This is a genomic window from Streptomyces sp. NPDC101160 (genome assembly GCF_044768205.1).
Classification (GTDB): Bacteria; Actinomycetota; Actinomycetes; order Streptomycetales; family Streptomycetaceae; genus Streptomyces.
In genome coordinates this window covers 412,319-435,806 of record NZ_JBIWPJ010000004.1, presented here as the reverse complement: position 1 = coordinate 435,806, position 23,488 = coordinate 412,319, and the positions used below count along the sequence as shown (strand labels likewise).

Below are 23,488 nucleotides of genomic sequence, written 5' to 3'. Positions count from 1 at the left end.
TTCTCCGTGGCCGGACTCTCGTTCACGACGGACTACTCCCGGACGCCGGTCTCGGCCGTTCACCGGGGGCATCATGGGGGATTTTCGTGATCACTCGTCGAAACGTACTCAAGGCGGGCGCGGCGGTGGCCGGTACGGCCGGCGCCGCGGGCCTGTTGATACCGGTCGCGAGCGGCACCGCCGAGGCGGCCGACCTCGATCCGGCCACCGTGCCCAAGTTCGCCCAGGCCATGCCGATCCCGCCGACGCTCGCCCCGTACTCCTCCACCGGCACCGCGGACTACTACGCGATGACCATGAAGGAGGCGGACGTTCAGATCCTGCCGGGCCGCCTCACCCGGGTCCGTACCTTCAACGGCAGCTTCCCGGGCCCCGTCATCCGCGCCAAGTCGGGCGTGCGGGCCGTGGTGCAGCAGACGAACAACCTGCCCGTCGCCACCTCCGTCCACCTGCACGGCGCGCACGTGCCGATGGACAGCGACGGCGGCCCGATGGACCTCATCGCGGCGAACGGCGGCACCAAGACCTACACGTACCCGAACGACCAGCCGCACGCGAACCTCTGGTACCACGACCACGCGCACCACGCCGAGTCCGAGAACGTCTTCCGCGGCCTGAGCGGCACGTACCTGCTCACCGACGACGTCGAGAAGAGCAACACCATCCTGCCGACGGGCGCGTACGACGTGCCGATCCAGCTGCGCGACGCCCGCTTCGACGACCAGGGCCAGCTCGTCTACGCCATGGACGACTTCCTGAACCGGAACGTCATCCTCGCCAACGGCAAGGCGTGGCCGTACTTCAACGTCGAACACCGCCAGTACCGCTTCCGCATCTTCAACACCTCGAACATGCGGTACTTCAACCTCAGCCTGTCCAGCGGCACGTTCACGCTGATCGGCACCGACGGCGGACTGCTGGAGAAGCCGCAGGACATGAGCAGCGTGATGCTCTCTCCCGGCGAGCGCGTCGACATCCTCATCGACTTCTACGACTACCCGCTGAACAGCACCGTGGAGCTCCGGAACGCGGCCGACGCCATGCCAGGCGGCCCGGCGGACCAGATCACCAAGGTGCTCCAGTTCCGGATCGGCAGCACGGGGGCGAAGGACTTCGGCGCCATCCCGTACCAGATGCGCACCTTCCCGGCCCTCCCGCCGGCCACGGTCAACCGTTCGTTCACCCTGAGCATGGACGAGAACGGCATGGCCACGGACATGGGCTACATCAACAACGTCAGCTACGACATGAACCGGATCGACACCGAGATCGCCTACGGCACCACGGAGATCTGGACCGTCACCAACGCCAACAAGATCATCCCGCACAACTTCCACATCCACCTGGTGCAGTTCCGGGTCCTCGAACGGAACGGGAAGCCGATCACCTCGGGGCCGGAGGTCGGGCTCAAGGACACCGTCAACCTGAACCCGGGGGAGACGGTCAAGATCCAGGCCACGTTCACCGGTTACCGGGGGACGTACCTCTACCACTGCCACATCTTCGACCACGCGGCGATGGGCATGATGGCCCAGATGCGCGTCTCCTGACGTCGCGGACCGGACACGCCGACGGCCGGCGGCCCGCCGAGAGCGGGCCGCCGGCCGTCGGCATGCCGTACGGGCTCAGTCCGAGTCGAACGTGAGCCGGGACATGCTGATGTACTCGCGGTGCTCCTCGGACCACTTGATGAGCGAGGCCACCTCACGGGAGAGGGTGTGGCCGACCGGCGTCAGCTCGTAGTCCACCCGCGGCGGCGTGCTCGGCGTGACGGTCCTGATCACCAGACCGTCCCGCTCCAGACTGCGCAGCGTCAGGGTGAGCATCCGCTGCGAGATGCCGTCGATCGAGCGGCGCAGCTCCGAATAGCGCCGCGGCCCGTCGCCGAGCAGCGCCATGATCAGGACGCTCCATTTGTCGCCGACCCGGTCGAGCACATCCCGTAGCTGACAGGTGGTGAGACCCTCTCCGACCTGCTCGGGAACATTCATGTGCGTAGGGATTTTTGAAGTGCCGTCTTCTGCCACAGCAGAAGGATCGCCCAGAATTCTGTCGGAAACAAGAAGTAACCAGCGCACGGAAAGTGCGCGGCTTCGCCGCACCTCGCACCGCACCCGGAGGAATTCCCATGGCCGTCGATCTGAGCGTTCTGCCCCCGCGCAAGGGGACCCGTCCCGCGACGACCGGCCGGGAGATTCCGCACGACCAGCTCGAGGACTTCTCGCCGCGGGAGATCCGCGACGCGCTCATCGCCCGTGCCCAGGAACTGCCCGGCGTCTTCACCAGCCCCAGCCTGGTCTCCGAGCCCGGCTCGCTCGCCCTGCGCCTCAACCGGCAGAACCGGCCGTTCGAGATGTTCCTGCACCCGTCGGTGGACGAGTTCGGCCACATCCACCGCTCCGGTTTCATGCACCTGTGCGTGCCGCTGGACGCCCTGGCCACGCTCACCGAGCTCGGCTGGACCGAGCCGCACCCCATCACCCGCCGCGCGGAGTTCCCGAACAGCATCGTGATGCTCTACGCGCCGCGTGACGAGGACGAGCTGGAGGTCGCGGCGACGGTGCTGCGTGCCTCGTACGAGCAGGCCGTGGCCTGACCGCCGGCGTACCCGGGCAACGGTTCGCCTTCCGCTTCACCTTCCGCTTCACCCGCATTCACCGTTCCGCCGTTTCATCGGAAAGAGGAAACACCCATGCGCGCAGTGACCATCGACGAATTCGGCGCGGCCCCGACCGTCACCGAGGTGCCCAAGCCGGTTCCCGGTCCGGGCGAGATCCTCGTCAAGGTCAGCCACTCCTCCCTCAACGGCTTCGACGGCGCCGTCATCTACGGCTTCCTGAAGGACGTCCTTGAGCACAAGTTCCCGGTGACGCTCGGCAAGGACTTCGCCGGCACCGTCGAGGCCGTCGGCGAGGGCGTCCAGCGCGCCGCCGGCGACCGCGTCTTCGGCGTCGTGATGAAGCCCGTCGTCCAGGACGGCGCGCTCGCCGACTACGTGGTGGTGGGCGAGGGTTACGGCATCGCCGCCGCCCCCGAGGGCCTGGACGCCGCTCACGCCGGCGCGCTCGGCCTGGCCGGCTCGGCCGCCGTCGGCGTCGTCGACGCCCTCGCCCCGCAGTCGGGCGAGACCGTGCTGATCGTCGGCGCGACCGGCGGTGTCGGCGCGTACGCGGTGCAGCTCGCCGCCAAGGCCGGCGCCACCGTCATCGCCACCGCCAAGCCGGGCGAGGAGACCGACTTCGTCAAGGGCCTCGGCGCCGCCCACGTCGTCGACCACACCGGCGACCTGGCCGCCCAGGTCAAGGCCATCGCCCCGAACGGCGTGCAGGCCGCGGCCCACCTGGCCGGCGACCCGGTCGCCGTCGCCGCGCTCGTCGCCGCCGGCGGCCGGCTGGCCTCCACCCTGGGCTTCGGCCCGGAGGCGGCCGCCGAGCTCGACATCACCGTCACCTCCGTGATGGCCAACCCCGACCCGGCCACCCTGCAGCGCCTCGCCGACGCCGTCGTCTCCGGCGCCCTGACGGTGCCGATCGCCCAGAGTGTCGCCCTGGAGGCGGTCGGCCAGGGCTTCGCCGCCTTCGGCGCCGGCACGGTCGGCAAGATCGGCGTCACGGTCGCCTGACGCCTGACGCCTGACGCCTGACGCCGGTGGCCGCTGGGCGGTCGCCGGTGGCCGGTCGCCGGCCGCCTGAGGCCTGACCTGCGGCACCGGCACCGGCACCCGCAACCGCCACTGGCACCGGAAACCGGCCTGGCAACCGGCAACCAGCGACCGGCACCGGTACCGGCACCCACCAGCAACAGCCGGCGCCGGCACGGCGCACGGCGCGCACCGCAGCACGACCGTACGGGGTGGCCCCTGCCACCCCGTACGGCCGCGCGCCCGACGCCCGCGCCCGCGCCCTTCCACGTCCCTTGTCCCGCCTTCACGAGCACCGGAGCAGACCTCCCCATGGACGCACGCACCAGCGGACCTGAGCAGCAGGACCGGCAGCCCGACTTCCAGCGGATGTTCGAGATCGTCACCAGCTACTGGGTGTCCCGGGCCGTCCACGCCGGAACCGCGCTCGGCCTGCCCGACCTCGTGGCCGAGGCCCCCCGGACCGCCGCCGAACTCGCGGCGGCGACCGGCACCGACCCGCGCTCCCTGCACCGCCTGCTGCGCGCCCTCGAAGGCGTCGACGTCCTGAGCGTCGACGACGAGGGCCGCTACGCCACCACCGCGCTCGGCGACACGCTGCGCACCGACGTCCCCGGCTCGCTCGCCTCCCTGGTCCAGCTGGAGCTCGGCGCCGCCCACCACGGCACCTGGGGCCTGCTCGCGGAGTCCGTCCGTACCGGCGCCCCGGTCTTCGAGGCCGCGAACGGCCACCCGATCTGGGAGTACTTCGAGCGCACGCCGGAGCTGGCCGACCACCTGGGCAAGGCTATGACCGGCCTCACCGCGATGGTCGCCGACGCCGTCGTGGAGGCCTTCGACTTCACCCCGTACGGCACGATCGTCGACGTCGGCGGCGGCGAGGGCGGCTTCCTGTCCGCCATCCTCCGCGCCCAGCCGAAGGCCCACGGCATCGTCCTCGACCTGCCGCACGTGGTCGCCAACGGCCGCGCCCGGGTGGCCGAGGCGGGCCTCGCGGACCGCTGCGAGCTGATCGGCGGCAGCTTCTTCGAGAAGGTGCCGGAGGGCGCCGACCTCTACACGATGAAGTGGGTCCTGCACGACTGGAACGACGAGTCGAGCATCGAGATCCTCAAGTCCGTGCGGCGCGCGATGCCCGCCGACGGGCGGCTGCTCGTCGTCGACACGGTCGTGCCGGAGGGCGGCGGCTTCTCGCCGAGCAAGATCATCGACCTCAACATGATGGTGCTGAGCGGCGGACAGGAGCGCACCGCAGAGGAGTTCCGCGCCCTGCTCGACGCCGCCGGCTTCACCCTCACGCGGATCCTGCCGACGCGCTCGCCGAGCAGCGTGGTCGAGGCGATCCCGCGCCCCTGACCTCCTTCTCTCTCCTGGACAGTCCCCGTCCCCGTCCCCTTTCCCCCTCACCCGCTCAAGGAGCAACCGTGTTCATCGCTTATGTCGTCCTGGCGATCCTGGTCTCGCTGGTCCTCGTCGGTTCGGCGCGCGGCAAGCTGGTCCGCGACGAGAAGATCGTGGCCGGCATGCAGAAGGTCAACGTCCCGGACTCCTGGCTGCCCCGCCTCGCGATCCTGGAGATCCTGGGCGCGATCGGCCTGATCGCCGGCATCTGGTTCCGCCCGCTGGGCATCGCCGCCGGTGTCGGCGTGGTCCTGTACTTCCTCGGCGCGTTCGTCACGCACATCCGCGCCAAGGACGGCAAGGGCGCCCCGGTCCCGGTGGTCCTGGCGCTGCTCGCCGCCGCGCCGGTGGTCCTGGGCCTGGCGACCAACTGACGCAGATTCGTGAGGGGTTCACGTCGGTCGCGGCGGCACGCGGCGGACGTGGACCCCGTCGTCGTACGTACGGAGGAGAGGAACGGAAATGAGCACCACCGAAGAGCAGACGCGCGTCGCTGTCGACTTCTGGTTCGACCCGCTGTGCCCGTGGACCTGGGTGACCTCCCGCTGGCTGGTGGAGGCCGAGCGCCAGGGTCTCGCCGAGATCCGCTGGAACGTGATGAGCCTGGCCGTCCTCAACGAGGACCGGCTGGACCAGATCCCGGAGCAGTACCGGGAGCTGCTCGGCCCCAAGGGCTGGTACCCGGTGCGGGCCCTGGCCGCGGTCAAGGACAAGTACGGCAACGAGGCGGCCGGCCGGCTCTACACCGAGCTCGGCACCCGCTACCACCCGGGCGGCCGGGCGCCCGAGCTCGACGTGATCGAGGAGGCGCTGACGGCGGCGGGCCTGCCGGCCGGCGAGCTCATGCCGTACGCGAGGAACGACACGTACGACGGCGAGGTGCGCGCCTCGCACGAGGCGAGCCAGACGGCCGTCGGCGAGGAGGCCGGCAGCCCGGTCCTCGCGGTGCCGGGCCCGGACGGGCAGCCGCTGGGCTTCAACGGCCCGGTCCTCACCCGGGTGCCGCGGGGCGAGGAGGCGGCGCGGCTGTGGCGGGCGACGCTGCTCGCGGCGTCGGTGGCGGGCTTCGCGGAGCTGAAGCGGGCGCGGATCTCGGGCCCGGTCTTCGACTGACGCCGGGGCCGCGAGGCGGTCGAAGGGTCGCCCGCGGGTGGTCGGGAGAGGCCGGGTGGGGGTCGCGAGGGGGTCGTGAGGGGGTCGTGAAGGGGGCTCGGAGGAGGCGGCCGGAGTTCCGAAACCACCTTTCACAAACCCTCTCCGCGACCCTGCACGACCCCTATTGCACCCCCGCACGACCCTTGAGGCGGTCACCTCCCCGTATAGCGGACGGAGTTGGCCGCCCTTCGGACAACTGCAGGTCAAATCCTTGTTGCATACCTGTCAATCAAGGCTGGTTGGTGGCACGCTCACCTCCGCACCACCCCCCACAGCAACCCCCACGCTTCACAGCGAAGGAGCCCGCGTGACCCGCCTGCAGTCCTCGCACCGTCGTACCACCGCCGCCGCCCTGATCGCTTCCGCCGCCATGGTCGTCGTCGGTATCCAGGCCGGATCGGCCACCGCCGCCGACACCGCCGCCCAGCGTGAGGCCGGCGCGACCGCGCTGAGCCTCTCCGGCAGCCAGCGCGCCGCCGCCATCCACGACGCCCAGGCCGTGGCGGCCGACACCGCCAAGGCCCTCGGCCTGTCCGGCCAGGAGAAGCTGGTCGTCCGCGACGTCGTCAAGGACGCCGACGGCACCGTCCACACCCGCTACGAGCGCACCTACCAGGGCCTGCCGGTCCTCGGCGGCGACCTCGTCGTGCACCAGAAGAAGGACGGCGCCCGCTCCACCACCAAGGCGACCAGCGCGAAGATAGCCGTGGCCTCGACCACCCCGGCCCTCGCCGCCGCCACCGTCGGCAAGCACGCCGTCGCCGAGTCCGGCGCCGCGGGCAACAAGGCCGCCACCGCGTCCTCCGCCCGCAAGGTCATCTGGGCCGTCACGGGCAAGCCCGTCCTCGCCTGGGAGACCATCGTCACCGGCACGCAGGCCGACGGCACCCCGAGCAAGCGTCACGTCATCACCGACGCCAACACGGGCAAGGAGCTCGAGTCCTACGAGGCCATCGAGACGGGCATCGGCAACACCGAGTACAGCGGCCAGGTCACCCTCGGCACCTCCACCGGCGGCTCGGGCTTCACCCTGACCGACGCCGGCCGCGGCGGCCACAAGACGTACGACCTGAACGGCGGCACCACCGGCCAGGGCACGCTTTTCACCAACTCCACCGACACGTGGGGCAACGGCCTCTCCTCCAACCGCGAGACCGCGGCCGCCGACGCCCACTACGGTGCGGCCGTCACCTGGGACTTCTACAAGAACGAGCTCGGCCGCTCGGGCATCCGCGGTGACGGCGTCGCCGCCTACTCCCGCGTCCACTACGGCAGCGCGTACGTCAACGCGTTCTGGGACGACTCCTGCTTCTGCATGACCTACGGCGACGGCATCAACAACACCCACCCGCTCACGTCGCTCGACGTGGCCGGCCACGAGATGTCCCACGGTCTGACCGCGTCCACCGCCAACCTCCGCTACAGCGGCGAGTCCGGCGGCCTGAACGAGGCCACCTCCGACATCCTCGGCACGTCGGTCGAGTGGTACGCCAACAACTCCACCGACCAGGGTGACTACCTCATCGGTGAGAAGATCGACATCAACGGCAACGGCACCCCGCTGCGCTACATGGACAAGCCCAGCAAGGACGGCAGCTCCGCCGACTACTGGTCGAAGACCGTCGGCCGCCTGAACGTGCACTACTCCTCGGGCCCGGCCAACCACTTCTTCTACCTCCTCTCGGAGGGCAGCGGCGCCAAGACCATCAACGGTGTCTCCTACAACTCGCCCACCTACAACGGCGCCACGATCACCGGCATCGGCCGCCAGGCCGCGTACAAGATCTGGTACAAGGCCCTCACCACCTACATGACCTCCACCACGGGCTACTCCGGCGCCCGCACCGCCACCCTCTCGGCGGCGAAGGACCTGTACGGCGCGGGCAGCACCCAGTACAACGCGGTGGCCGCCGCCTGGTCGGCGATCAACGTCAACTAAGCAGTCCCACCTGCACCTGTGAAGCCCGAGGGCCGCGCGGCGATCACGCCGCGCGGCCCTTGCCGTTCCCTTGGCCCTTACCGGTCCCTCGGTGTCGCCTGAGCGTCACCTCACTCCGGCAGTGAGCACCTCTCCCGTCCGCAACGCGCTCAGCCAGGCCTCCGGGCTCGCCTCGCCCGCGGGCGCGGCGCTGTCGTGCAGCCGCCCCCTCTCCCCGCCCACGTGGGGGTAGCTGCCCAGGAAGCAGATGTCCACGGCCCGGCGTCGCAGGGCGATCATCGCGTCGCCCACGGCGGCGTCCTCGATGTGGCCGTCGACGTCCAGGAAGAAGTGGTAGTTGCCGAGGGCCGTACCGGTCGGCCAGGACTGGATCCAGGTGAGGCCCACGCCGCGGGTGGAGAACTCGGCCAGGATGTCCACCAGGGCTCCCGCGCGGGCGCCGTCGGCGGTCACCACGAGGGACGTGCGGTCGCGGCCGGTGCGGGCCGGGGACGGGCCGGTGGCGCGTACGGAGACGAAGCGGGTGACGGCGTCCCGGCGTTCGCCGATGCGGGAGGCGAGGACGGACAGGCCGTAGCGGGCGGCGGCGATGGGCGCCGCGATCGCCGCGTCGTAACGGGTGTGCGGCAGCGGGGACTCCGCGATCTCGCGGGCCGCCGCGGCGGTGGACGTCGAGAGGCAGACCTCCGCCCCGGGCATCCGCTCGGCGAGCCAGCGGTGGCACTGGCCGTGGGCGTGCGGGTGGCTGAGCACCCGCCGGACGTCCTGGATCTCCGTGCCCGGCCGCGCCATCAGCGCGAAGGTCACCGGCAGTTCGATCTCCGCGTCGAACTGGAGCCGGGCGCCGTCGGAGATCAGCTCCTCCAGCGTCGCCGGCACCACACCGCGTACCGAGTTCTCCAGCGGCACCACGGCCGCGAAGCAGTCACCCGACCGCACCGCGTCCAGGGCCGACCGCACGGTAGGAAGGGGCTCGCACACCGCTCCGGACGTCTCGGGCAGCAGCCGAAGGGCCGCCTCGGTGAACGTTCCCTCCGGTCCCAGATAGGCGTACCTCGGTTCACCGCGCATGGCTGTGCCCGCTCTCCCGCGACGCGTTCCCGGCGCCGCGCAGGCCCAGTCGGCTCTCTATCTCCGCGATGCGCAGGGTCAGTTCGTCGATCGTCTTGGACTGCGACCGCAGCAGGGCGGTCAGTTCGGGCGCCGGCTCGTTCCTGTCGCCGGAGCGGAGGATGTCCTGCTGCAGGTTCCGGATCCGGGCCGACGGTTCGAGGCCGAGGTTCTCGATCATCGCCGTACGCAGCCGCTGGTACACCGCGAGCGCCTCGCACCGCCGGTCGGAGCGGTACAGGGCCAGCATGTACGTGGCGTGCAGCCCCTCGTGGACCGGATGCTCGGCCGGCCGCGGCGGCCTCGTCGCCCTCGGCGGCGGAGTCGGCCGGGGCGAGGCACTCGACCAGGTACTCGGCGATCGCGAGGACCGTGGGCCGGTTCCACAGCAGGGTCGCGGGCAGGCTCAGCCGGAACAGGCGCTCCAGACGGCGGCGCACGGCCACCGTCATCACCGAGCAGCAGGCTCCGGGTGCGGCGGTACGGGCAGGCCGAGGGAGAGCCCGGGCCGCTGCCTGGCGAGGACCAGGGCGGCTCCGCGCGCCTCGGCGGCGCGAACGGCGGCCTCCCGGTCGCCGCAGTCCTCCGGCAACACCTCGACGAGGCGGTTGCGGAGCCGGACGGAACCGAGGAGCAGGGGTTCCGTGACCGCGTTCGGCCGCAGGTCCACGGCAGCCGCTGCCGGCGCGGCTCCGGCGGCGCCTCCCGACGTCCGGTAGGCGGCCTCGGCCTCGTCGACCCGGTCGGGGAAGCGGCGGCGCAGCCCCTCGTAGGACAGCGCGGAGGTCCGGGTCATGAAGTGCAGACCGAACTGGGCCGGCGCCATGTGCAGACGCCGCCCGAACGTCTCCCACCAGCGCATGCTCGGCTCCGCCCACTCCTGGGTGCGGGCCACCGGGCCGCGGCGTTCGCGCTCGTACTCGGCGAACGCCGGTCCCGGATCGGTGTTGCGCTGGAGCGCCGCCGCGAGGGAGATCGCGTCCTCCATCGCCATCTTGGTCCCGGAGCCGACCGTGAAGTGCGCGGTGTGGGCGGCGTCGCCGAGCAGGACCGCGTTGCCCTCGGACCACCGCTCGTTGTGCACGGTCCGGAAGGTGGACCAACGGCTCCGGTTGCCGATCAGCGGATGCCCGCCGAGATGCTCAGCGAAGATCTCACCGAGCTGGGCCAGGGCCTCCTCGTCGCTGCCGCCCGGATTCCGCGAGAAGTCCCCGGCGCGGTCCATCCCGGACGCCTTCCAGGTGCCCGGATCGGTCTCGACGACAACGGTCGTCATGCCGTCCGCGTACGGATAGGCGTGGCCGGCGAAGTGCCCGTGCTCCGTCTCGACGAACGCGAACGTCGCCGCGTCGAACGGGGCGTGGGTGCCCAGCCACATGTACGGGGACGAGCCGTGCCGTACGGAGGTGCCGAAGCGCTCCGGATCCACGTCCCGGTGCGAGGAGTTCGCCCCGTCGGCGTAGACCACGACATCGGCATCGTCGAGGCTGCCGGGCGCCACGAGCTTCCCGAAGTGGAGCGTGGCACCGGCCTTCGCGGCCTGCTCCCGCAGGATCAGCAGCAGGGCCCGGCGCGAGATGCTGGAGAAGTCGAACCCGCCGTACCGCAGCGTGGCCCGCGGATGCCGCAGCTCCATGTCCGACACGGCCACGCTCGCGGCGACGATGCGGGCGTGGGTCTCCGGGTCGTTCCTCCGCAGCTCGGACATCGTGCGGGCCGAGAAGACCACACCGAAGCCGGACGCCTCGTCGGGAGCGTTCCGCTCGTACACGTCGACCGATACGGCAGGCCTCGCCATACGGATCAATCGCGCCAGGAACAGCCCTGCGGGCCCGCCCCCGACGACGGCGACCTTTCTCCAACCCCCGGTCAACGCGGCCCCCTCGTTCCTTTGCACGATCAAGTTCCAGCCGATCATGCACGCCGCGTGTCGAGCCTCCGTTGAGCGGATGTTGAGCGGGCTCGACGGGTGCGGTGGGTCGCTCAGGGGGCGCGCGGGTGGACGACGTCGGCGAAGGGGATGGAGGCCTGGGCGTCCACGGTGAAGAGGTCGAAGCGGCGGTACTCCTGCTTGGTTTCGCCGTCCGTGACCTCCCCCTTCCCGCTGAACGTCGAGATGGAAGCATCCCAGTCGGAGTCCTCCGCATTGACGTGCCACCACGACGTCACGTAGCGGGGCTTTCGCGTCACGGTGATCACGTTGGAGTTGAACCTCACTTCAGCGTGGTACACGAGCCACTCGCCGCAATCCTTAGGTGGGCAGTAGAACGTCGACTTTTTGTCCCACGACTCCTGTGCGGTTCCGAAGGCGTCCATGTCGATCATTCCGTGGTCCTTCCGCATGACCATGGCCTCGAGTTCGGCTTCGAGCACGTCGTACTTCGCGTTCTTGGGCACCTCGACCATCTTCTGCTCGCTGTATTCCTCGCCCGGTTCGAACCATGTCCCGGGGCCGGAGAAAGGGCCGGTGCCGAGGGTCGTCCAGCCCAAGGACTCGATGTGGCGGGCGATGTCCTCTCCCGCCTCCAGCGCCGGTTGGCGATCCCGCAACCCCGTGCTCTTCTCGACGTACTTTTCCGTGCGCCCGTACACCGTCCAGCCGTCCGCGAGGACGTACAGCCCGACGGCCCCGGTGTTCTTGAGGTAAAGCGTCACGGGGATATGGATGACGGGTCGTTCGAGGTCCGCCCGCGGAGTTCCGTACCGAACCTGCAACACCAGGTTGGCCGGAACGGCCGTCGGCTGGTACAGCGCGGAATAGGCGAAGTTGCCCCCGGCCAGGACCGCCGTGACGACGACCCCCGTCGCGATTTTCGTGGGGTGCGGAGTGCCGCGCCAGATCTTCTCCCGGACGACCACCCACAGCGCCCACAGAGACCAGAAGAAATGCGGGAAGAAGGCCAGCGTGTAAATCGTGGCCTCGGTTTCCTGGAACCACAGGATGACCAGCAGGGTCGTGACGGTCACCGCGATGAGCACGCCGACGAGGACGACGGCCCCCGAGATGTTCAGACTCCGTTTGCCCCAGTAGTCGAAGGTCGCGATGGCCGCGGCGGCTTCGGTCACCCCTCCGAGGATGAACAGGAAGCCGGTCATCCGCCCGGCGAACGTCATCGCGTCGAAGGCGTCCGGAACGCCGATGACGATCAGCAGGGCCATGCACGCCACCAGCCCGAACGCCATCAACCCGATGGTCGCGCGCCGCCGCCGCGGGTGATCCGGCCACACGTCGCTGCCGCCACCCGACCAGCTCACCTGGGACCTGTCCTCCAGGTCCATGTCCCGCGGGTAGCCGTGGTTGCGGAGAATGCCCCGCAGGTCCCGCAGCGACCATGCGCGGCCCACCGTCTCGGCGCCGACGCGCACCTCGCGCAGCCCTCGGCTGTCCGGCGGAAGCACTGTGACCCTGGCCCGGCGTTCCATGCCCCCAGACTCCCCGCCGGCCCACCGCCCCGCAGCCAGAGCTGCCCCGTTGGAGTGCCGAGCCGCTCTCCTGTGGCCGAGGTCAGACCTTGATGACAGTGGCGCGTCCGCCGCACAGCGTGGCGAGGTCCTCGGGATCGGAAGTGAGGATCGTGACGGGACCCGGGGCGGCCAGTGCGGTGGCGGCGAGCATCGCGTCGATGGCGTGCTTGTGGCCGTGCAGGCCGGCATCGGAGAGGAGTGTGGCGGCGTGGCGGGCGAGCACCTCGGTGATCGGTTCGATGACCAGGCGGGAGAGCGTCCATTCCAGGGCGGGACGGTTGACGCGAGGGTGGACCACTTCGACGAGTGTGGCCGCCGAGGTGATCACGCGCAGGTCGTCCGCGCGCGCCAGGGCGAGCCAGGTGGTGACCGTACGGTCGCGTAGAACGGCCTTGGCCAGTCCTTCCCTGTCCAGGACGAGGGTCCCGCCGGGGACAGCGGGCGAGCGGCTCACGCCGCGCTCGCTCCGCGCCGAGCCTGCTCGCGGCGTGTCTGCGTGAGCTGATCACGCAGAGACTGGATCTCCTCGTCGGTGACGGGTCCGTGCTCGGCCTCGGCCACGGCGATGAGCTCGTTGAGGTTGTCCCGCTCGCCCGCACCCCCGGAGTGATCTTGGCCGGTCAGCTGCCGCATACTCCGCGCGTGGACATATCCGATGAAGGCCAAAGGCTCGATGCCTCGTGGACGGACGCGGACAACAACGTGTGCGGTGTGCTGCACGGTTGTCGTGACGCCTCTGCCGCGGCCGCGTGCTTCGTCCGGGCCGGCTGGTGCTCGCGATCGTCATCCTGGGACGGCTACGAGGTGGAAACCAGCTGGTGTCAGGTGGAGCTCGATCCGGTCGACGGCCCGGACGTCCTGCTGAGCGGAGTTGTGGACCCGGCGCGCTTCGACGAGTTGGGCAAGCTCCTCGCTGCCTTCGGGCTCGCGTACGCGCTGGAGTTGAGCGACGAGAACGACGTGCCGGTACGGGAGATCCGAGGGTGATCCACCCTGTCCGCGGGGGCCTTTCTCCTTTCGCCCCACGGCCCGGGCCGCTGCCCCACGGCTGCACATACAACAAGACCCCGTGTTCAGCGTTTTGCTGATCACGGGGTCTTTTGGCACTTCCTGCGAAGTGCCCCCGGCAGGATTCGAACCTGCGCACACGGCTCCGGAGGCCGTTGCTCTATCCCCTGAGCTACGGGGGCTCCGCCGCTTCTCGCGGCGACGGGAAGAACACTACCAGCTCCCGGAGGGTGCCTGTGAACAGGTATTTCCGGGGCGTCACCGAGGCGGCGTTCGCTCGCACGGGTCAGAAGTGGGCAAAAGCCGGACGCGGCCGCTCCCCGCGACCTACTCTCGACGTGTGTCAGGGGTGTCCGGGCGGGTGCTGGTTGTGGACGACAACCGCGTGATCCGTCAGCTGATCAGGGTCAATCTCGAACTCGAGGGGTTCGAGGTGGTGACCGCGGCCGATGGTGCCGAGTGTCTCGATGTGGTGCATCAGGTCTGTCCTGATGTGGTCACCCTGGACGTCGTCATGCCCCGGCTGGACGGACTGAAGACCGCCGCGCGGCTGCGGGAGGATCCGCGGACGAGTCATCTGCCGGTGGCGATCATCAGCGCCTGCACCGAGTACGAGACGGACGGCGCCGGTGTCTCCGCAGTCGACGCGTTCCTCGCGAAGCCCTTCGAGCCGGCCGAGCTCGTCCGGGTCGTACGGCAGCTCATGCACCGGGAGCCGCGGGAGCGGCGCGGGCCGCGGGACGAGGCGGGTGGGCAGGACGCCGGTGAGGAGCCGGCCGCAGGGGAGGGACGGCAGGGCGCCTGGAGTTTGAGGCCGAACGGCTAGCCCAGGGCGGTACGGAAGGGATGGTTCCGCCGTCGAACCGACGGCGCCGCTCCGCGCCCCGTCGTGTCGAACCGACGGCGCCGCTCCGCGCCCCGTCGTGTCGAACCGACGGCGCCGCTCCGCGCCCCGTCGTATCGAACCGGCGGTGCCGCGCCGCGCCTCGTCGTGTTCGAGCCGTGGCTTCGGGCCGCGCCGCCCCCGCCATTCCGACCCGCACCGCCCACATGCCGAAACCCGTTCGCGTTCCCTCCCCCCTCCTCCCCTAGGCTGGTCCCGTGACCCCCGCGGACCTCTCTCTCACCGTGCTGCACGCCGTGCGCCGTGCGGTCGACGAGGGTGCGCTCCGGGTCGAGGTGCCCCCGCGCGTCAAGGTCGAGCGGCCGCGGGCCGGGGGAGTCGGCGACTACGCCAGCAGTGTGGCCCTCGGGCTCGCCCGGCCCGCCGGGCTCGACGCCCGCGCCGTGGCCGCGATCCTCAGGGAACGGCTCGACCCCCATCCCGGCATCCGTGCCGTCGAGATCACCGGGCCCGGCTTCCTCAACTTCACCCTGGACGAGCAGGACGACACGCGCGTCGTCCGGCGCGTACTCGCCGAAGGCCTCCGGTACGGGTACTCCACCGCGCTCTCCGGCACCCGCCCACGGCTCCGCCCCGCCGCCGAGCCCCGCGCCGGGCTGGTCACCGACACCGTGCTGAGGCTGCTCCGCGCCCAGGGTGCCGACGCCCGTCTCGACCCTGACGGTGAGCTGATTCCCGTACTCCCGGTGCCGTGCGAGACGTACGAGACCTACGAGGCCATCGGAGACGACGCCGCGCGCTGGGCGCTGCTCCGGCCCGCCGCGCACCATCTCGCCCTCGCCCCCGCGCCCCTCCTCGTACAGCACGAGCGCAATCCGCTCTTCCGGGTGCGGTACGCCCACGCACGGGCGCACAGACTCGTAGCCAACGGCGCACAGCTCGGGGTCACCCCCCGCTACGAGCAGCCCGTCGACGCCCCCCGCCTCCTCACCCTCCTCGGCGACCACCCCGACGTCCTTCTCTCCGCCGCCCGCCTCCGCGCCCCCGACCGGGTCGCCCGGCATCTGGAGAGCGTCGCCGACGCGCTGCTCGCGTTCCAGCACACCGTCCTCCCCCTCGGTGACGAGAAACCCTCGGCCGCCCACCGTTCCCGGCTCGCGCTCGCCGAAGCCGCCGGGACGGTGCTCGCCGGTGGCCTCTCCCTGCTCGGCATCAGCGCACCCGACCAGATCTGAAAGAGCCAGTCGTCATGAGCCGTTCCGCCCACCCCGCCGGGCCCCGTCACGCCGATGTCCTTCCCGAGGGGCACTACTCCGCGCCGCCCGCCGACCTCAACCACCTCGACCCCAAGGTCTGGGCCCGGACCGTCACCCGGGACGAGCGGGGACAGATGACGGTCGGGGGGCTGAGCGTCGCCGAACTCCGTGAGGAGTTCGGCACCCCCGCCTACTTCCTCGACGAGTCCGACTTCCGCGCCCGCTGCCGCGCCTGGGCCGACGCCTTCGGCAAGGACGCGGACGTCTTCTACGCGGGGAAGGCGTTCCTCTCCCGTGCCATCGTCCGATGGCTCAAGGAAGAGGGGCTCAACCTCGACGTCTGCTCCGGCGGCGAGCTCTCCACCGCCCTCTCCGCCGGCATGCCCGCCGAGCGCATCGCCTTCCACGGCAACAACAAGAGCACCGAGGAGATCCACCGCGCGGTGGAAGCCGGCGTCGGGCGCATCGTCCTCGACTCCTTCCAGGAGATCGTCCGCGTCGCCCACGTCGCCCAGTCCCTCGGCAAGCGGCAGCGCGTGCAGATCCGGGTGACCGTCGGCGTCGAGGCGCACACCCACGAGTTCATCGCCACCGCCCACGAGGACCAGAAGTTCGGCATCGCGCTCGCCGGCGGCCAGGCCGCCGAGGCGGTGCGCCGGGCCCTCGCGCTCGACTCGCTCGAGCTCATCGGCATCCACTCGCACATCGGCTCGCAGATCTTCGACATGGCCGGCTTCGAGGTGTCCGCGCGCCGCGTCGTCCAGCTCCTCGCCGAGGTGCGCGACGAGCACGGCGTCGAGCTGCCCGAGATCGACCTCGGGGGCGGGCTCGGGATCGCGTACACGTCGGACGACGATCCGCGCGAGCCGCACCACATCGCCAAGGCGCTCACCGAGATCGTGACGCGGGAATGCGAGGCCGCCGGGCTCGCCACGCCCCGGATCTCCGTCGAGCCCGGGCGCGCCATCGTCGGGCCCACCGCCTTCACCCTCTACGAGGTGGGCACGGTCAAGCCGCTGGAGGGGCTGCGCACGTACGTCTCCGTCGACGGCGGCATGTCGGACAACATCCGCACCGCGCTGTACGACGCCGAGTACAGCGTCGTCCTCGCCTCCCGGACCAGCGACGCCGAGCCCATGCTCTCCCGCGTCGTCGGCAAGCACTGCGAGAGCGGCGACATCGTCGTGCGCGACGCGTTCCTGCCCGCCGACGTGGCCCCCGGCGACCTGATCGCCGTGCCCGCCACCGGGGCGTACTGCCGCTCCATGGCGAGCAACTACAACCACGCGCTGCGCCCGCCCGTCGTGGCGGTACGGGACGGCGAGGCGCGCGTCATCGTGCGGCGCGAGACGGAGGAAGATCTCCTGCGTCTCGACGTCGGGTGACGAAAATAGTCATGTGATGGAATCCATGTCTCGCCATCCGGACAAAGCCCTGAAATGGACGTCCGGTGCGTGAGACTGGTTCCACCGTAGGGATCCCGTAGGGATACGACGCAGAGAACCGTAGAGATACGGATCAGTAGGTTCGAGAAACGAGGTCGGATGATGCGTACGCGTCCGCTGAAGGTGGCGCTGCTGGGCTGTGGAGTGGTCGGCTCAGAGGTGGCGCGCATCATGACGACGCACGCCGACGACCTCGCCGCGCGCATCGGCGCGCCGGTCGAGCTCGCCGGCGTCGCCGTCCGCCGGCCCGACAAGGTCCGCGCCGGCATCCCCGCCGAGCTGCTCACCACCGACGCCACCGCACTCGTCAAACGCGGCGACATCGACGTCGTCGTCGAGGTCATCGGCGGCATCGAGCCGGCCCGCACCCTCATCACCACCGCCTTCGAGCACGGCGCCTCCGTCGTCTCCGCCAACAAGGCGCTGCTCGCCCAGGACGGCGCGACCCTCTACGCCGCCGCCGAGCAGCACGGGCAGGACCTCTACTACGAGGCCGCCGTCGCCGGCGCCATCCCGCTGATCCGGCCGCTGCGCGAGTCCCTCGCCGGCGACAAGATCAACCGGGTGATGGGCATCGTCAACGGCACGACCAACTTCATCCTCGACAAGATGGACACCTCCGGAGCCGGCTACTCCGAGGCCCTCGACGAGGCCACCGCCCTCGGTTACGCCGAGGCCGACCCGACCGCCGACGTCGAGGGCTTCGACGCCGCCGCCAAGGCCGCCATCCTCGCCGGGATCGCCTTCCACACCCGGGTCCGCCTCGACGACGTCTACCGCGAGGGCATGACCGAGGTCACCGCGGCCGACTTCGCCTCCGCCAAGGAGATGGGCTGCACCATCAAGCTGCTCGCGATCTGCGAGCGGGCCGCCGACGGCGGGTCCGTCACCGCGCGCGTGCACCCCGCGATGATCCCGCTCAGTCACCCGCTCGCCTCCGTCCGCGAGGCGTACAACGCGGTCTTCGTCGAGGCGGAGGCCGCCGGGCAGCTCATGTTCTACGGCCCCGGGGCGGGCGGCTCGCCGACCGCCTCCGCCGTTCTCGGCGACGTCGTCGCCGTCTGCCGCAACCGTCTCAACGAGGCGACGGGCCCCGGCGAGTCCGCGTACACCCAGCTGCCCGTGAGCCCCATGGGCGACGTGGTGACGCGGTACCACATCAGCCTCGACGTGGCCGACAAGCCGGGCGTACTCGCCCAGGTCGCGACGGTCTTCGCCGAGCATGGCGTATCCATCGATACGGTGCGCCAGCAGGGCAAGGACGGCGAGGCATCGCTCGTCGTCGTCACCCACCGCGCGCCCGACGCCGCCCTCTCCGGGACCGTCGAGGCGCTGCGCAAGCTCGACACCGTGCGCGGTGTCGCCAGCATCATGCGTGTTGAAGGGGAGTAAGGACCCATGACCAGCAAGGGCACCCACCAGTGGCGCGGCATCATCGAGGAGTACCGGGACCGCCTTCCGGTCACGGACACGACGCCGGTCGTCACGCTCCGTGAGGGTGGCACGCCGCTCGTCCCCGCTCAGGTCCTCTCCGAGCGCACGGGCTGCGAGGTGCACCTCAAGGTCGAGGGCGCCAACCCCACCGGATCCTTCAAGGACCGGGGCATGACCATGGCCATCTCGAAGGCCAAGGAGGACGGCGCCAAGGCCGTCATCTGCGCCTCCACCGGCAACACCTCGGCCTCCGCCGCCGCCTACGCGGTGCGCGCCGGGATGGTCTCCGCGGTCCTCGTGCCGCAGGGCAAGATCGCGCTCGGCAAGATGGGCCAGGCCCTCGTGCACGGCGCGAAGATCCTCCAGGTCGACGGCAACTTCGACGACTGTCTGGACCTGGCCCGCGCACTGTCCGACAACTACCCCGTCGCGCTGGTCAATTCCGTCAACCCGGTCCGTATCGAGGGCCAGAAGACGGCCGCCTTCGAGATCGTGGACATGCTGGGCAACGCCCCCGACATCCACGTCCTCCCGGTCGGCAACGCGGGCAACATCACCGCGTACTGGAAGGGGTACCGGGAGTACGCCGCCGACGGCCTCGCCGCGCGCACCCCGCGCATGTGGGGCTTCCAGGCCTCCGGCTCCGCCCCGCTGGTGCGCGGCGAGGTCGTCAAGGACCCGGCGACCATCGCCACCGCGATCCGCATCGGCAACCCGGCCTCCTGGGACTACGCGATCGCCGCGCGCGACGAGTCGGGCGGCCTCATCGACGAGGTGACGGACCGTGAGATCCTGCAGGCGTACCGCCTGTTGGCCTCGCAGGAGGGCGTCTTCGTCGAGCCCGCCTCGGCCGCCTCGGTCGCCGGTCTGCTGAAGGCCGCCGCCCAGGGCAAGGTCGACCCGGGCCAGACCATCGTCTGCACGGTCACCGGCAACGGCCTCAAGGACCCCGACTGGGCCGTCGCCGGCGCGCCGCAGCCGGTCACCGTCCCGGTCGACGCCTCGGCCGCCGCCGAGCGCCTCGGCCTGGCCTGAAACCGGCGCTGAGCCGGCACCGAAGCACCGCTGGGTGGGTTCTTGATCGGGGGTAAAACCCGATCAGGAACCCACACAGATGCACAGGTTGCCCCGCGACACGCATCGTGCGCCTCCTGTGCGCCCTATGTCGCCACAGAACCTTCCTTCGATAGGCTGTAGCGAACCCGCCCCGCCGCATGTGCGCGGTGTTGTCGCCGTCGTCGCCTTCAGGCGCGAACGGCCCCCGGGTTCCGTGTACTTCCTTCGAGTCACCCCGCACGTCAAGGAGATCATCGAGCGATGGCCGGTCCAGCGTTCCGCGCCGCCGCCGTACGGGTGCGCGTCCCCGCCACCAGCGCCAACCTCGGCCCGGGCTTCGACGCCTTCGGCCTGGCGCTGGGCCTCTACGACGACGTCGTCGTCCGGGTCGCCGACTCCGGGCTGCACGTCGACATCGCCGGAGAGGGCGCCGACACCCTGCCGCGTGACGAGAGCCACCTGCTCGTACGTTCCATGCGCACGGCCTTCGACCTGCTCGGCGGGCAGCCGCGCGGCCTCGAGGTCGTCTGCGCCAACCGCATCCCGCACGGCCGCGGCCTCGGCTCCTCCTCCGCCGCCATCTGCGCCGGCATCATGGCCGCCCGCGCCGTGACCATAGGCGGCGACGCCCGCCTCGACGAGGCCGGCCTGCTCGAACTCGCCACCGAGATCGAGGGCCACCCCGACAACGTCGCCGCCTGTCTGCTCGGCGGCTTCACGCTCGCCTGGACCGAGGTCGGCGCCGCCCGGGCGATCACGATGGACCCCCACGATTCCATCGTTCCGGTGGTTTTCGTCCCCGGAAAGCCCGTACTCACCAAGACCGCCCGTGGCCTGCTCCCGCGCACCGTCCCGCACGTGGACGCCGCCGCCAACGCCGGCCGGGCCGCCCTCCTCGTCGAGGCCCTGACCCGCCGCCCCGAGCTGCTGCTCGCGGCCACCGAGGACCGGCTGCACCAGGAGTACCGGGCGCCCGCGATGCCCGAGAGCATCGCCCTTGTGAACCGGCTGCGGGCGGACGGAGTGCCCGCGGTCATCTCCGGCGCGGGCCCCACGGTGCTCGCACTGGCGGAGCCGGGCACGGCCGACAAGGTCGCCCTGCTCGCGGGCGAGGGCTGGGCCGCCAACCGGCTCGACCTCGACCACTCCGGGGCGAGCGTCCTGCCGCTCGCGCCCTGACGCACGGGGGCCGTCCCGCCGGGCGGCCAGCACGGTGCGCGCGGGTTCCTGAGCCGGGGATCCGCGCGGACACGAGATCACCGGAGAGCCGGACACGGGATTGCCGGTGACGGAGAGGGGGAATGTTTGTTGGAGCCGGTAGTGTTAACCTCAAGCTTGTGCACCCGACGTCTTCAAGGCGCGGTGCTGAGTGTCCCCATCAGGGACCACCAATTCTTCCGGGAGCCTCCTCCACTGCCTGAGCAGCCTGCCTGAGCAGTTTCGAGCACGCTCCGGAACCGGCACGACACCCCTCGCTCTTCTCTTGGTGAGGGCCGAGCAGGGGGCGCTCGGGCCGGACCCAGCACGTTTTCTCTCTTTCCGCCGCACCCGGCGGGACCACCGCCCCGACACGGCCCACCAAGCAGGGCCGATGCCGGACAGCACAACCGGTCGCCGAGCCAGATGGCCGACGTCCGCTCCAGGGAAGGACCCTTCGTGAGCGACACCACCGATCTGATGGGCGTGACTGCCGACAACAGTGTCGACGCCGCCGCGCCCGCCGCAGGTGCTGCCTCCGGCACCACCGCACGGCGCCGCCGCTCCGGCACCGGCCTCGAGGGCATGGTCCTGGCCGAGCTGCAGCAGGTCGCGTCCGGCCTCGGCATCAGGGGCACCGCGCGGATGCGCAAGGGCCAGCTGATCGAGGTCATCAAGGAGGCGCAGGCCGGGGGCTCCGGTGCCGCCGCGTCCGCCAAGTCCGCGGACGCCGCCGAGACCAAGCCGAAGCGCCGCGCCACCTCCAAGGCCCGTACGGGCGAGACCGCCGCCGAGGCCGCACCGAAGGCCGACAAGGCCGAGCCGGTCGCCCAGCAGCAGATCGAGATCCCGGGCCAGCCGGCCGCCGACGACGCCCCCGCGGGCGAGCGCCGCCGTCGCCGTGCCACCGCCCCCGCCGGTTCGCCGGAGGGCGCCGAGCCCAAGGCCGCCGAGGCCGTGCAGACCGTCAAGACCGAGGCCCGTACGGCCGAGGCCAGGACCGAGGCGCAGCCGCAGGCCGACGCCAAGGCCGAGGCCGCCGTCGACGGCGCCGAGGGCCGCGGCCGCCGCGACCGCGGTGAGCGTGGCGAGCGCGGTGACCGCCGTGACCGCCGCGACCGCCAGGACCGTCAGCGCGACCGCAAGGGCGACGAGCAGCAGGGCGGTGGCCAGGGCGGCCAGCGCCAGCAGCGCCAGGGTGGCCAGCAGGGTCCGCAGGGCGGCCAGCAGGGCCCGCAGGACGAGGACGACTTCGAGGGCGGCCGGCGCGGCCGGCGCGGGCGCTACCGCGACCGCCGTGGCCGTCGCGGCCGTGACGAGTTCGCCGGCGGCGGCGAGCCGCAGGTCTCCGAGGACGACGTGCTGATCCCCGTCGCGGGCATCCTCGACATCCTCGACAACTACGCGTTCATCCGGACCTCCGGCTACCTGCCCGGCCCGAACGACGTGTACGTCTCCCTCGCCCAGGTCCGCAAGAGCGGCCTGCGCAAGGGCGACCACGTCACCGGTGCCGTGCGCCAGCCGAAGGAGGGCGAGCGCCGCGAGAAGTTCAACGCGCTGGTGCGCCTCGACTCGGTCAACGGCATGGCGCCGGAGTCCGGCCGCGGCCGCCCCGAGTTCAACAAGCTCACGCCGCTCTACCCGCAGGACCGGCTCCGTCTGGAGACCGACCCGGGCGTGCTGACCACGCGGATCATCGACCTCGTGTCGCCGATCGGCAAGGGCCAGCGCGGTCTGATCGTGGCCCCGCCGAAGACCGGCAAGACCATGATCATGCAGGCGATCGCCAACGCGATCACCCACAACAACCCCGAGTGCCACCTGATGGTCGTCCTGGTCGACGAGCGTCCGGAAGAGGTCACCGACATGCAGCGGTCGGTGAAGGGCGAGGTCATCTCCTCGACCTTCGACCGCCCGGCCGAGGACCACACCACGGTCGCCGAGCTGGCCATCGAGCGCGCCAAGCGCCTCGTGGAGCTGGGTCACGACGTGGTCGTCCTGCTCGACTCCATCACCCGTCTGGGCCGCGCGTACAACCTCGCGGCGCCGGCCTCCGGCCGCATCCTGTCCGGTGGTGTCGACTCGACCGCGCTCTACCCGCCGAAGCGCTTCTTCGGTGCCGCGCGCAACATCGAGGACGGCGGCTCGCTGACCATCCTGGCCACCGCGCTGGTCGACACCGGCTCGCGCATGGACGAGGTGATCTTCGAGGAGTTCAAGGGCACCGGCAACATGGAGCTCAAGCTCGACCGGAAGCTCGCCGACAAGCGCATCTTCCCGGCCGTCGACGTCGACGCCTCGGGTACGCGCAAGGAGGAGATCCTGCTCGGCAGCGACGAGCTCGCCATCACCTGGAAGCTGCGCCGCGTGCTGCACGCGCTCGACCAGCAGCAGGCGATCGAGCTGCTGCTCGACAAGCTCAAGCAGACGAAGTCGAACGGCGAGTTCCTGCTGCAGATCCAGAAGACGACGCCCGGCGGCAACAACGACTGACGCCGAGAGGTCCGTCACACGAGAGCACGAGGCCCTGCCCCCGTA

General features: G+C 71.0%; 21 protein-coding genes, 1 tRNA gene and 1 pseudogene. 15 read left to right on the top strand and 8 right to left on the bottom strand.

Features of this window, described 5'->3' with window-relative positions:
- Nucleotides 1-86 precede the first annotated feature (86 nt).
- Nucleotides 87-1,550, top strand: coding sequence for a multicopper oxidase family protein (locus ACIRSU_RS15025; protein ID WP_403792102.1), 1,464 nt, complete (start codon nucleotides 87-89; stop codon nucleotides 1,548-1,550).
- 75 nt (nucleotides 1,551-1,625) lie between these two features.
- On the opposite strand, the gene ACIRSU_RS15020 is transcribed toward ACIRSU_RS15025, so the two are convergent.
- Nucleotides 1,626-1,991 carry a winged helix-turn-helix transcriptional regulator gene (locus tag ACIRSU_RS15020; protein ID WP_403792100.1) on the bottom strand — a complete coding sequence of 122 codons (366 nt, stop codon included), beginning with the start codon at nucleotides 1,989-1,991 and terminating at the stop codon, nucleotides 1,626-1,628.
- Between the two features lie 137 nt (nucleotides 1,992-2,128).
- Here ACIRSU_RS15020 and ACIRSU_RS15015 point away from each other — a divergent pair, with 137 nt between their 5' ends.
- The 6 genes from ACIRSU_RS15015 (at nucleotide 2,129) to ACIRSU_RS14990 (ending at nucleotide 8,135) form a co-directional block, all read left to right on the top strand.
- Nucleotides 2,129-2,596 carry a luciferase family protein gene (locus ACIRSU_RS15015; protein ID WP_403792098.1) on the top strand — a complete coding sequence of 156 codons (468 nt, stop codon included), beginning with the start codon at nucleotides 2,129-2,131 and terminating at the stop codon, nucleotides 2,594-2,596.
- 96 nt (nucleotides 2,597-2,692) lie between these two features.
- The gene (locus tag ACIRSU_RS15010; RefSeq protein WP_403792096.1) at nucleotides 2,693-3,622 is read left to right on the top strand and encodes an NADP-dependent oxidoreductase; all 930 of its coding nucleotides are present in this window, start codon (nucleotides 2,693-2,695) and stop codon (nucleotides 3,620-3,622) included.
- A gap of 330 nt (nucleotides 3,623-3,952) precedes the next feature.
- Nucleotides 3,953-4,996 carry a methyltransferase gene (locus ACIRSU_RS15005; protein ID WP_403792094.1) on the top strand — a complete coding sequence of 348 codons (1,044 nt, stop codon included), beginning with the start codon at nucleotides 3,953-3,955 and terminating at the stop codon, nucleotides 4,994-4,996.
- A 68-nt stretch (nucleotides 4,997-5,064) separates the two neighbouring features.
- Nucleotides 5,065-5,415, top strand: a complete 351-nt coding sequence (locus ACIRSU_RS15000; RefSeq protein ID WP_403792093.1) for a DoxX family protein — start codon at nucleotides 5,065-5,067, stop codon at nucleotides 5,413-5,415.
- An 88-nt stretch (nucleotides 5,416-5,503) separates the two neighbouring features.
- Nucleotides 5,504-6,154 carry a disulfide bond formation protein DsbA gene (locus ACIRSU_RS14995; RefSeq protein ID WP_403792091.1) on the top strand — a complete coding sequence of 217 codons (651 nt, stop codon included), beginning with the start codon at nucleotides 5,504-5,506 and terminating at the stop codon, nucleotides 6,152-6,154.
- A 349-nt stretch (nucleotides 6,155-6,503) separates the two neighbouring features.
- Nucleotides 6,504-8,135, top strand: coding sequence for a M4 family metallopeptidase (locus ACIRSU_RS14990; RefSeq protein WP_403792089.1), 1,632 nt, complete (start codon nucleotides 6,504-6,506; stop codon nucleotides 8,133-8,135).
- A 105-nt stretch (nucleotides 8,136-8,240) separates the two neighbouring features.
- Here the strand turns inward: ACIRSU_RS14990 and pheA are convergent, their stop codons facing one another.
- The 6 genes and pseudogenes from pheA to ACIRSU_RS14960 form a co-directional block, all read right to left on the bottom strand.
- Nucleotides 8,241-9,206, bottom strand: a complete 966-nt coding sequence (gene pheA / locus ACIRSU_RS14985) for a prephenate dehydratase (protein ID WP_403792087.1) — start codon at nucleotides 9,204-9,206, stop codon at nucleotides 8,241-8,243.
- Nucleotides 9,196-9,522, bottom strand: a pseudogene (locus ACIRSU_RS14980) (BTAD domain-containing putative transcriptional regulator); the annotation flags it as partial. The gene pheA and the pseudogene ACIRSU_RS14980, both read right to left, overlap by 11 nt.
- 174 nt (nucleotides 9,523-9,696) lie before the next feature.
- Entirely contained in the window at nucleotides 9,697-11,163 is a 1,467-nt protein-coding gene (locus tag ACIRSU_RS14975; RefSeq protein ID WP_403792085.1) for an FAD-dependent monooxygenase, read from the bottom strand.
- Between the two features lie 65 nt (nucleotides 11,164-11,228).
- Nucleotides 11,229-12,668, bottom strand: coding sequence for a hypothetical protein (locus tag ACIRSU_RS14970; protein WP_403792083.1), 1,440 nt, complete (start codon nucleotides 12,666-12,668; stop codon nucleotides 11,229-11,231).
- Between the two features lie 82 nt (nucleotides 12,669-12,750).
- Nucleotides 12,751-13,164 (bottom strand): DNA-binding protein, encoded by a 414-nt coding sequence (locus tag ACIRSU_RS14965; protein ID WP_403792082.1) that lies wholly within the window; start codon nucleotides 13,162-13,164, stop codon nucleotides 12,751-12,753.
- A complete protein-coding gene (locus ACIRSU_RS14960) occupies nucleotides 13,161-13,343 on the bottom strand; it encodes a hypothetical protein (protein ID WP_403792080.1) in 183 nt (60 codons plus the stop codon). The genes ACIRSU_RS14965 and ACIRSU_RS14960 overlap by 4 nt, the downstream gene beginning before the upstream one ends.
- Before the next feature lie 9 nt (nucleotides 13,344-13,352).
- Here ACIRSU_RS14960 and ACIRSU_RS14955 point away from each other — a divergent pair, with 9 nt between their 5' ends.
- On the top strand, nucleotides 13,353-13,697 hold the full coding sequence (locus tag ACIRSU_RS14955; RefSeq protein WP_403792078.1) for a hypothetical protein: 345 nt from the start codon (nucleotides 13,353-13,355) through the stop codon (nucleotides 13,695-13,697).
- Between the two features lie 131 nt (nucleotides 13,698-13,828).
- Here ACIRSU_RS14955 and ACIRSU_RS14950 read toward each other — a convergent pair.
- Nucleotides 13,829-13,900: transfer RNA gene (locus tag ACIRSU_RS14950), tRNA-Arg, on the bottom strand.
- Nucleotides 13,901-14,058: 158 nt separating this feature from the next.
- Here ACIRSU_RS14950 and ACIRSU_RS14945 point away from each other — a divergent pair.
- From ACIRSU_RS14945 to rho, 7 genes are all read left to right on the top strand, one after another.
- Nucleotides 14,059-14,544: a response regulator gene (locus ACIRSU_RS14945; RefSeq protein ID WP_403792077.1), complete on the top strand. Its 486-nt coding sequence runs from the start codon at nucleotides 14,059-14,061 to the stop codon at nucleotides 14,542-14,544.
- Nucleotides 14,545-14,819: 275 nt separating this feature from the next.
- The gene (gene nrtL / locus ACIRSU_RS14940; RefSeq protein ID WP_403792075.1) at nucleotides 14,820-15,797 is read left to right on the top strand and encodes an ArgS-related anticodon-binding protein NrtL; all 978 of its coding nucleotides are present in this window, start codon (nucleotides 14,820-14,822) and stop codon (nucleotides 15,795-15,797) included.
- Between the two features lie 14 nt (nucleotides 15,798-15,811).
- Nucleotides 15,812-17,203, top strand: a complete 1,392-nt coding sequence (gene lysA / locus ACIRSU_RS14935) for a diaminopimelate decarboxylase (protein WP_403792073.1) — start codon at nucleotides 15,812-15,814, stop codon at nucleotides 17,201-17,203.
- 159 nt (nucleotides 17,204-17,362) lie between these two features.
- A complete protein-coding gene (locus tag ACIRSU_RS14930; RefSeq protein ID WP_403792071.1) occupies nucleotides 17,363-18,655 on the top strand; it encodes a homoserine dehydrogenase in 1,293 nt (430 codons plus the stop codon).
- Nucleotides 18,656-18,661: 6 nt separating this feature from the next.
- Complete coding sequence (thrC, locus tag ACIRSU_RS14925; protein ID WP_403792069.1) at nucleotides 18,662-19,732, top strand: threonine synthase; 1,071 nt, start codon at nucleotides 18,662-18,664, stop codon at nucleotides 19,730-19,732.
- Nucleotides 19,733-20,014: 282 nt separating this feature from the next.
- The gene (gene thrB, locus ACIRSU_RS14920; RefSeq protein WP_403792067.1) at nucleotides 20,015-20,932 is read left to right on the top strand and encodes a homoserine kinase; all 918 of its coding nucleotides are present in this window, start codon (nucleotides 20,015-20,017) and stop codon (nucleotides 20,930-20,932) included.
- A 477-nt stretch (nucleotides 20,933-21,409) separates the two neighbouring features.
- Nucleotides 21,410-23,443 (top strand): transcription termination factor Rho, encoded by a 2,034-nt coding sequence (gene rho / locus ACIRSU_RS14915; RefSeq protein WP_403792065.1) that lies wholly within the window; start codon nucleotides 21,410-21,412, stop codon nucleotides 23,441-23,443.
- Nucleotides 23,444-23,488: the final 45 nt, after the last annotated feature.

Excerpts from the sequence above, each read along its gene's own strand:
- ACIRSU_RS15015 (WP_403792098.1), top strand. The coding sequence starts at position 2,129 with ATGGCCGTCGATCTGAGCGTTCTGCCCCCGCGCAAGGGGACCCGTCCC.
- lysA (WP_403792073.1), top strand. The coding sequence starts at position 15,812 with ATGAGCCGTTCCGCCCACCCCGCCGGGCCCCGTCACGCCGATGTCCTT.
- thrC (WP_403792069.1), top strand. The coding sequence starts at position 18,662 with ATGACCAGCAAGGGCACCCACCAGTGGCGCGGCATCATCGAGGAGTAC.
- ACIRSU_RS14975 (WP_403792085.1), bottom strand. The coding sequence starts at position 11,163 with ATGATCGGCTGGAACTTGATCGTGCAAAGGAACGAGGGGGCCGCGTTG.
- ACIRSU_RS15020 (WP_403792100.1), bottom strand. The coding sequence starts at position 1,991 with ATGAATGTTCCCGAGCAGGTCGGAGAGGGTCTCACCACCTGTCAGCTA.
- ACIRSU_RS14970 (WP_403792083.1), bottom strand. The coding sequence starts at position 12,668 with ATGGAACGCCGGGCCAGGGTCACAGTGCTTCCGCCGGACAGCCGAGGG.
- ACIRSU_RS14960 (WP_403792080.1), bottom strand. The coding sequence starts at position 13,343 with ATGCGGCAGCTGACCGGCCAAGATCACTCCGGGGGTGCGGGCGAGCGG.
- ACIRSU_RS14995 (WP_403792091.1), top strand. The coding sequence starts at position 5,504 with ATGAGCACCACCGAAGAGCAGACGCGCGTCGCTGTCGACTTCTGGTTC.
- ACIRSU_RS15010 (WP_403792096.1), top strand. The coding sequence starts at position 2,693 with ATGCGCGCAGTGACCATCGACGAATTCGGCGCGGCCCCGACCGTCACC.
- ACIRSU_RS15005 (WP_403792094.1), top strand. The coding sequence starts at position 3,953 with ATGGACGCACGCACCAGCGGACCTGAGCAGCAGGACCGGCAGCCCGAC.
- ACIRSU_RS14930 (WP_403792071.1), top strand. The coding sequence starts at position 17,363 with ATGATGCGTACGCGTCCGCTGAAGGTGGCGCTGCTGGGCTGTGGAGTG.
- thrB (WP_403792067.1), top strand. The coding sequence starts at position 20,015 with ATGGCCGGTCCAGCGTTCCGCGCCGCCGCCGTACGGGTGCGCGTCCCC.
- pheA (WP_403792087.1), bottom strand. The coding sequence starts at position 9,206 with ATGCGCGGTGAACCGAGGTACGCCTATCTGGGACCGGAGGGAACGTTC.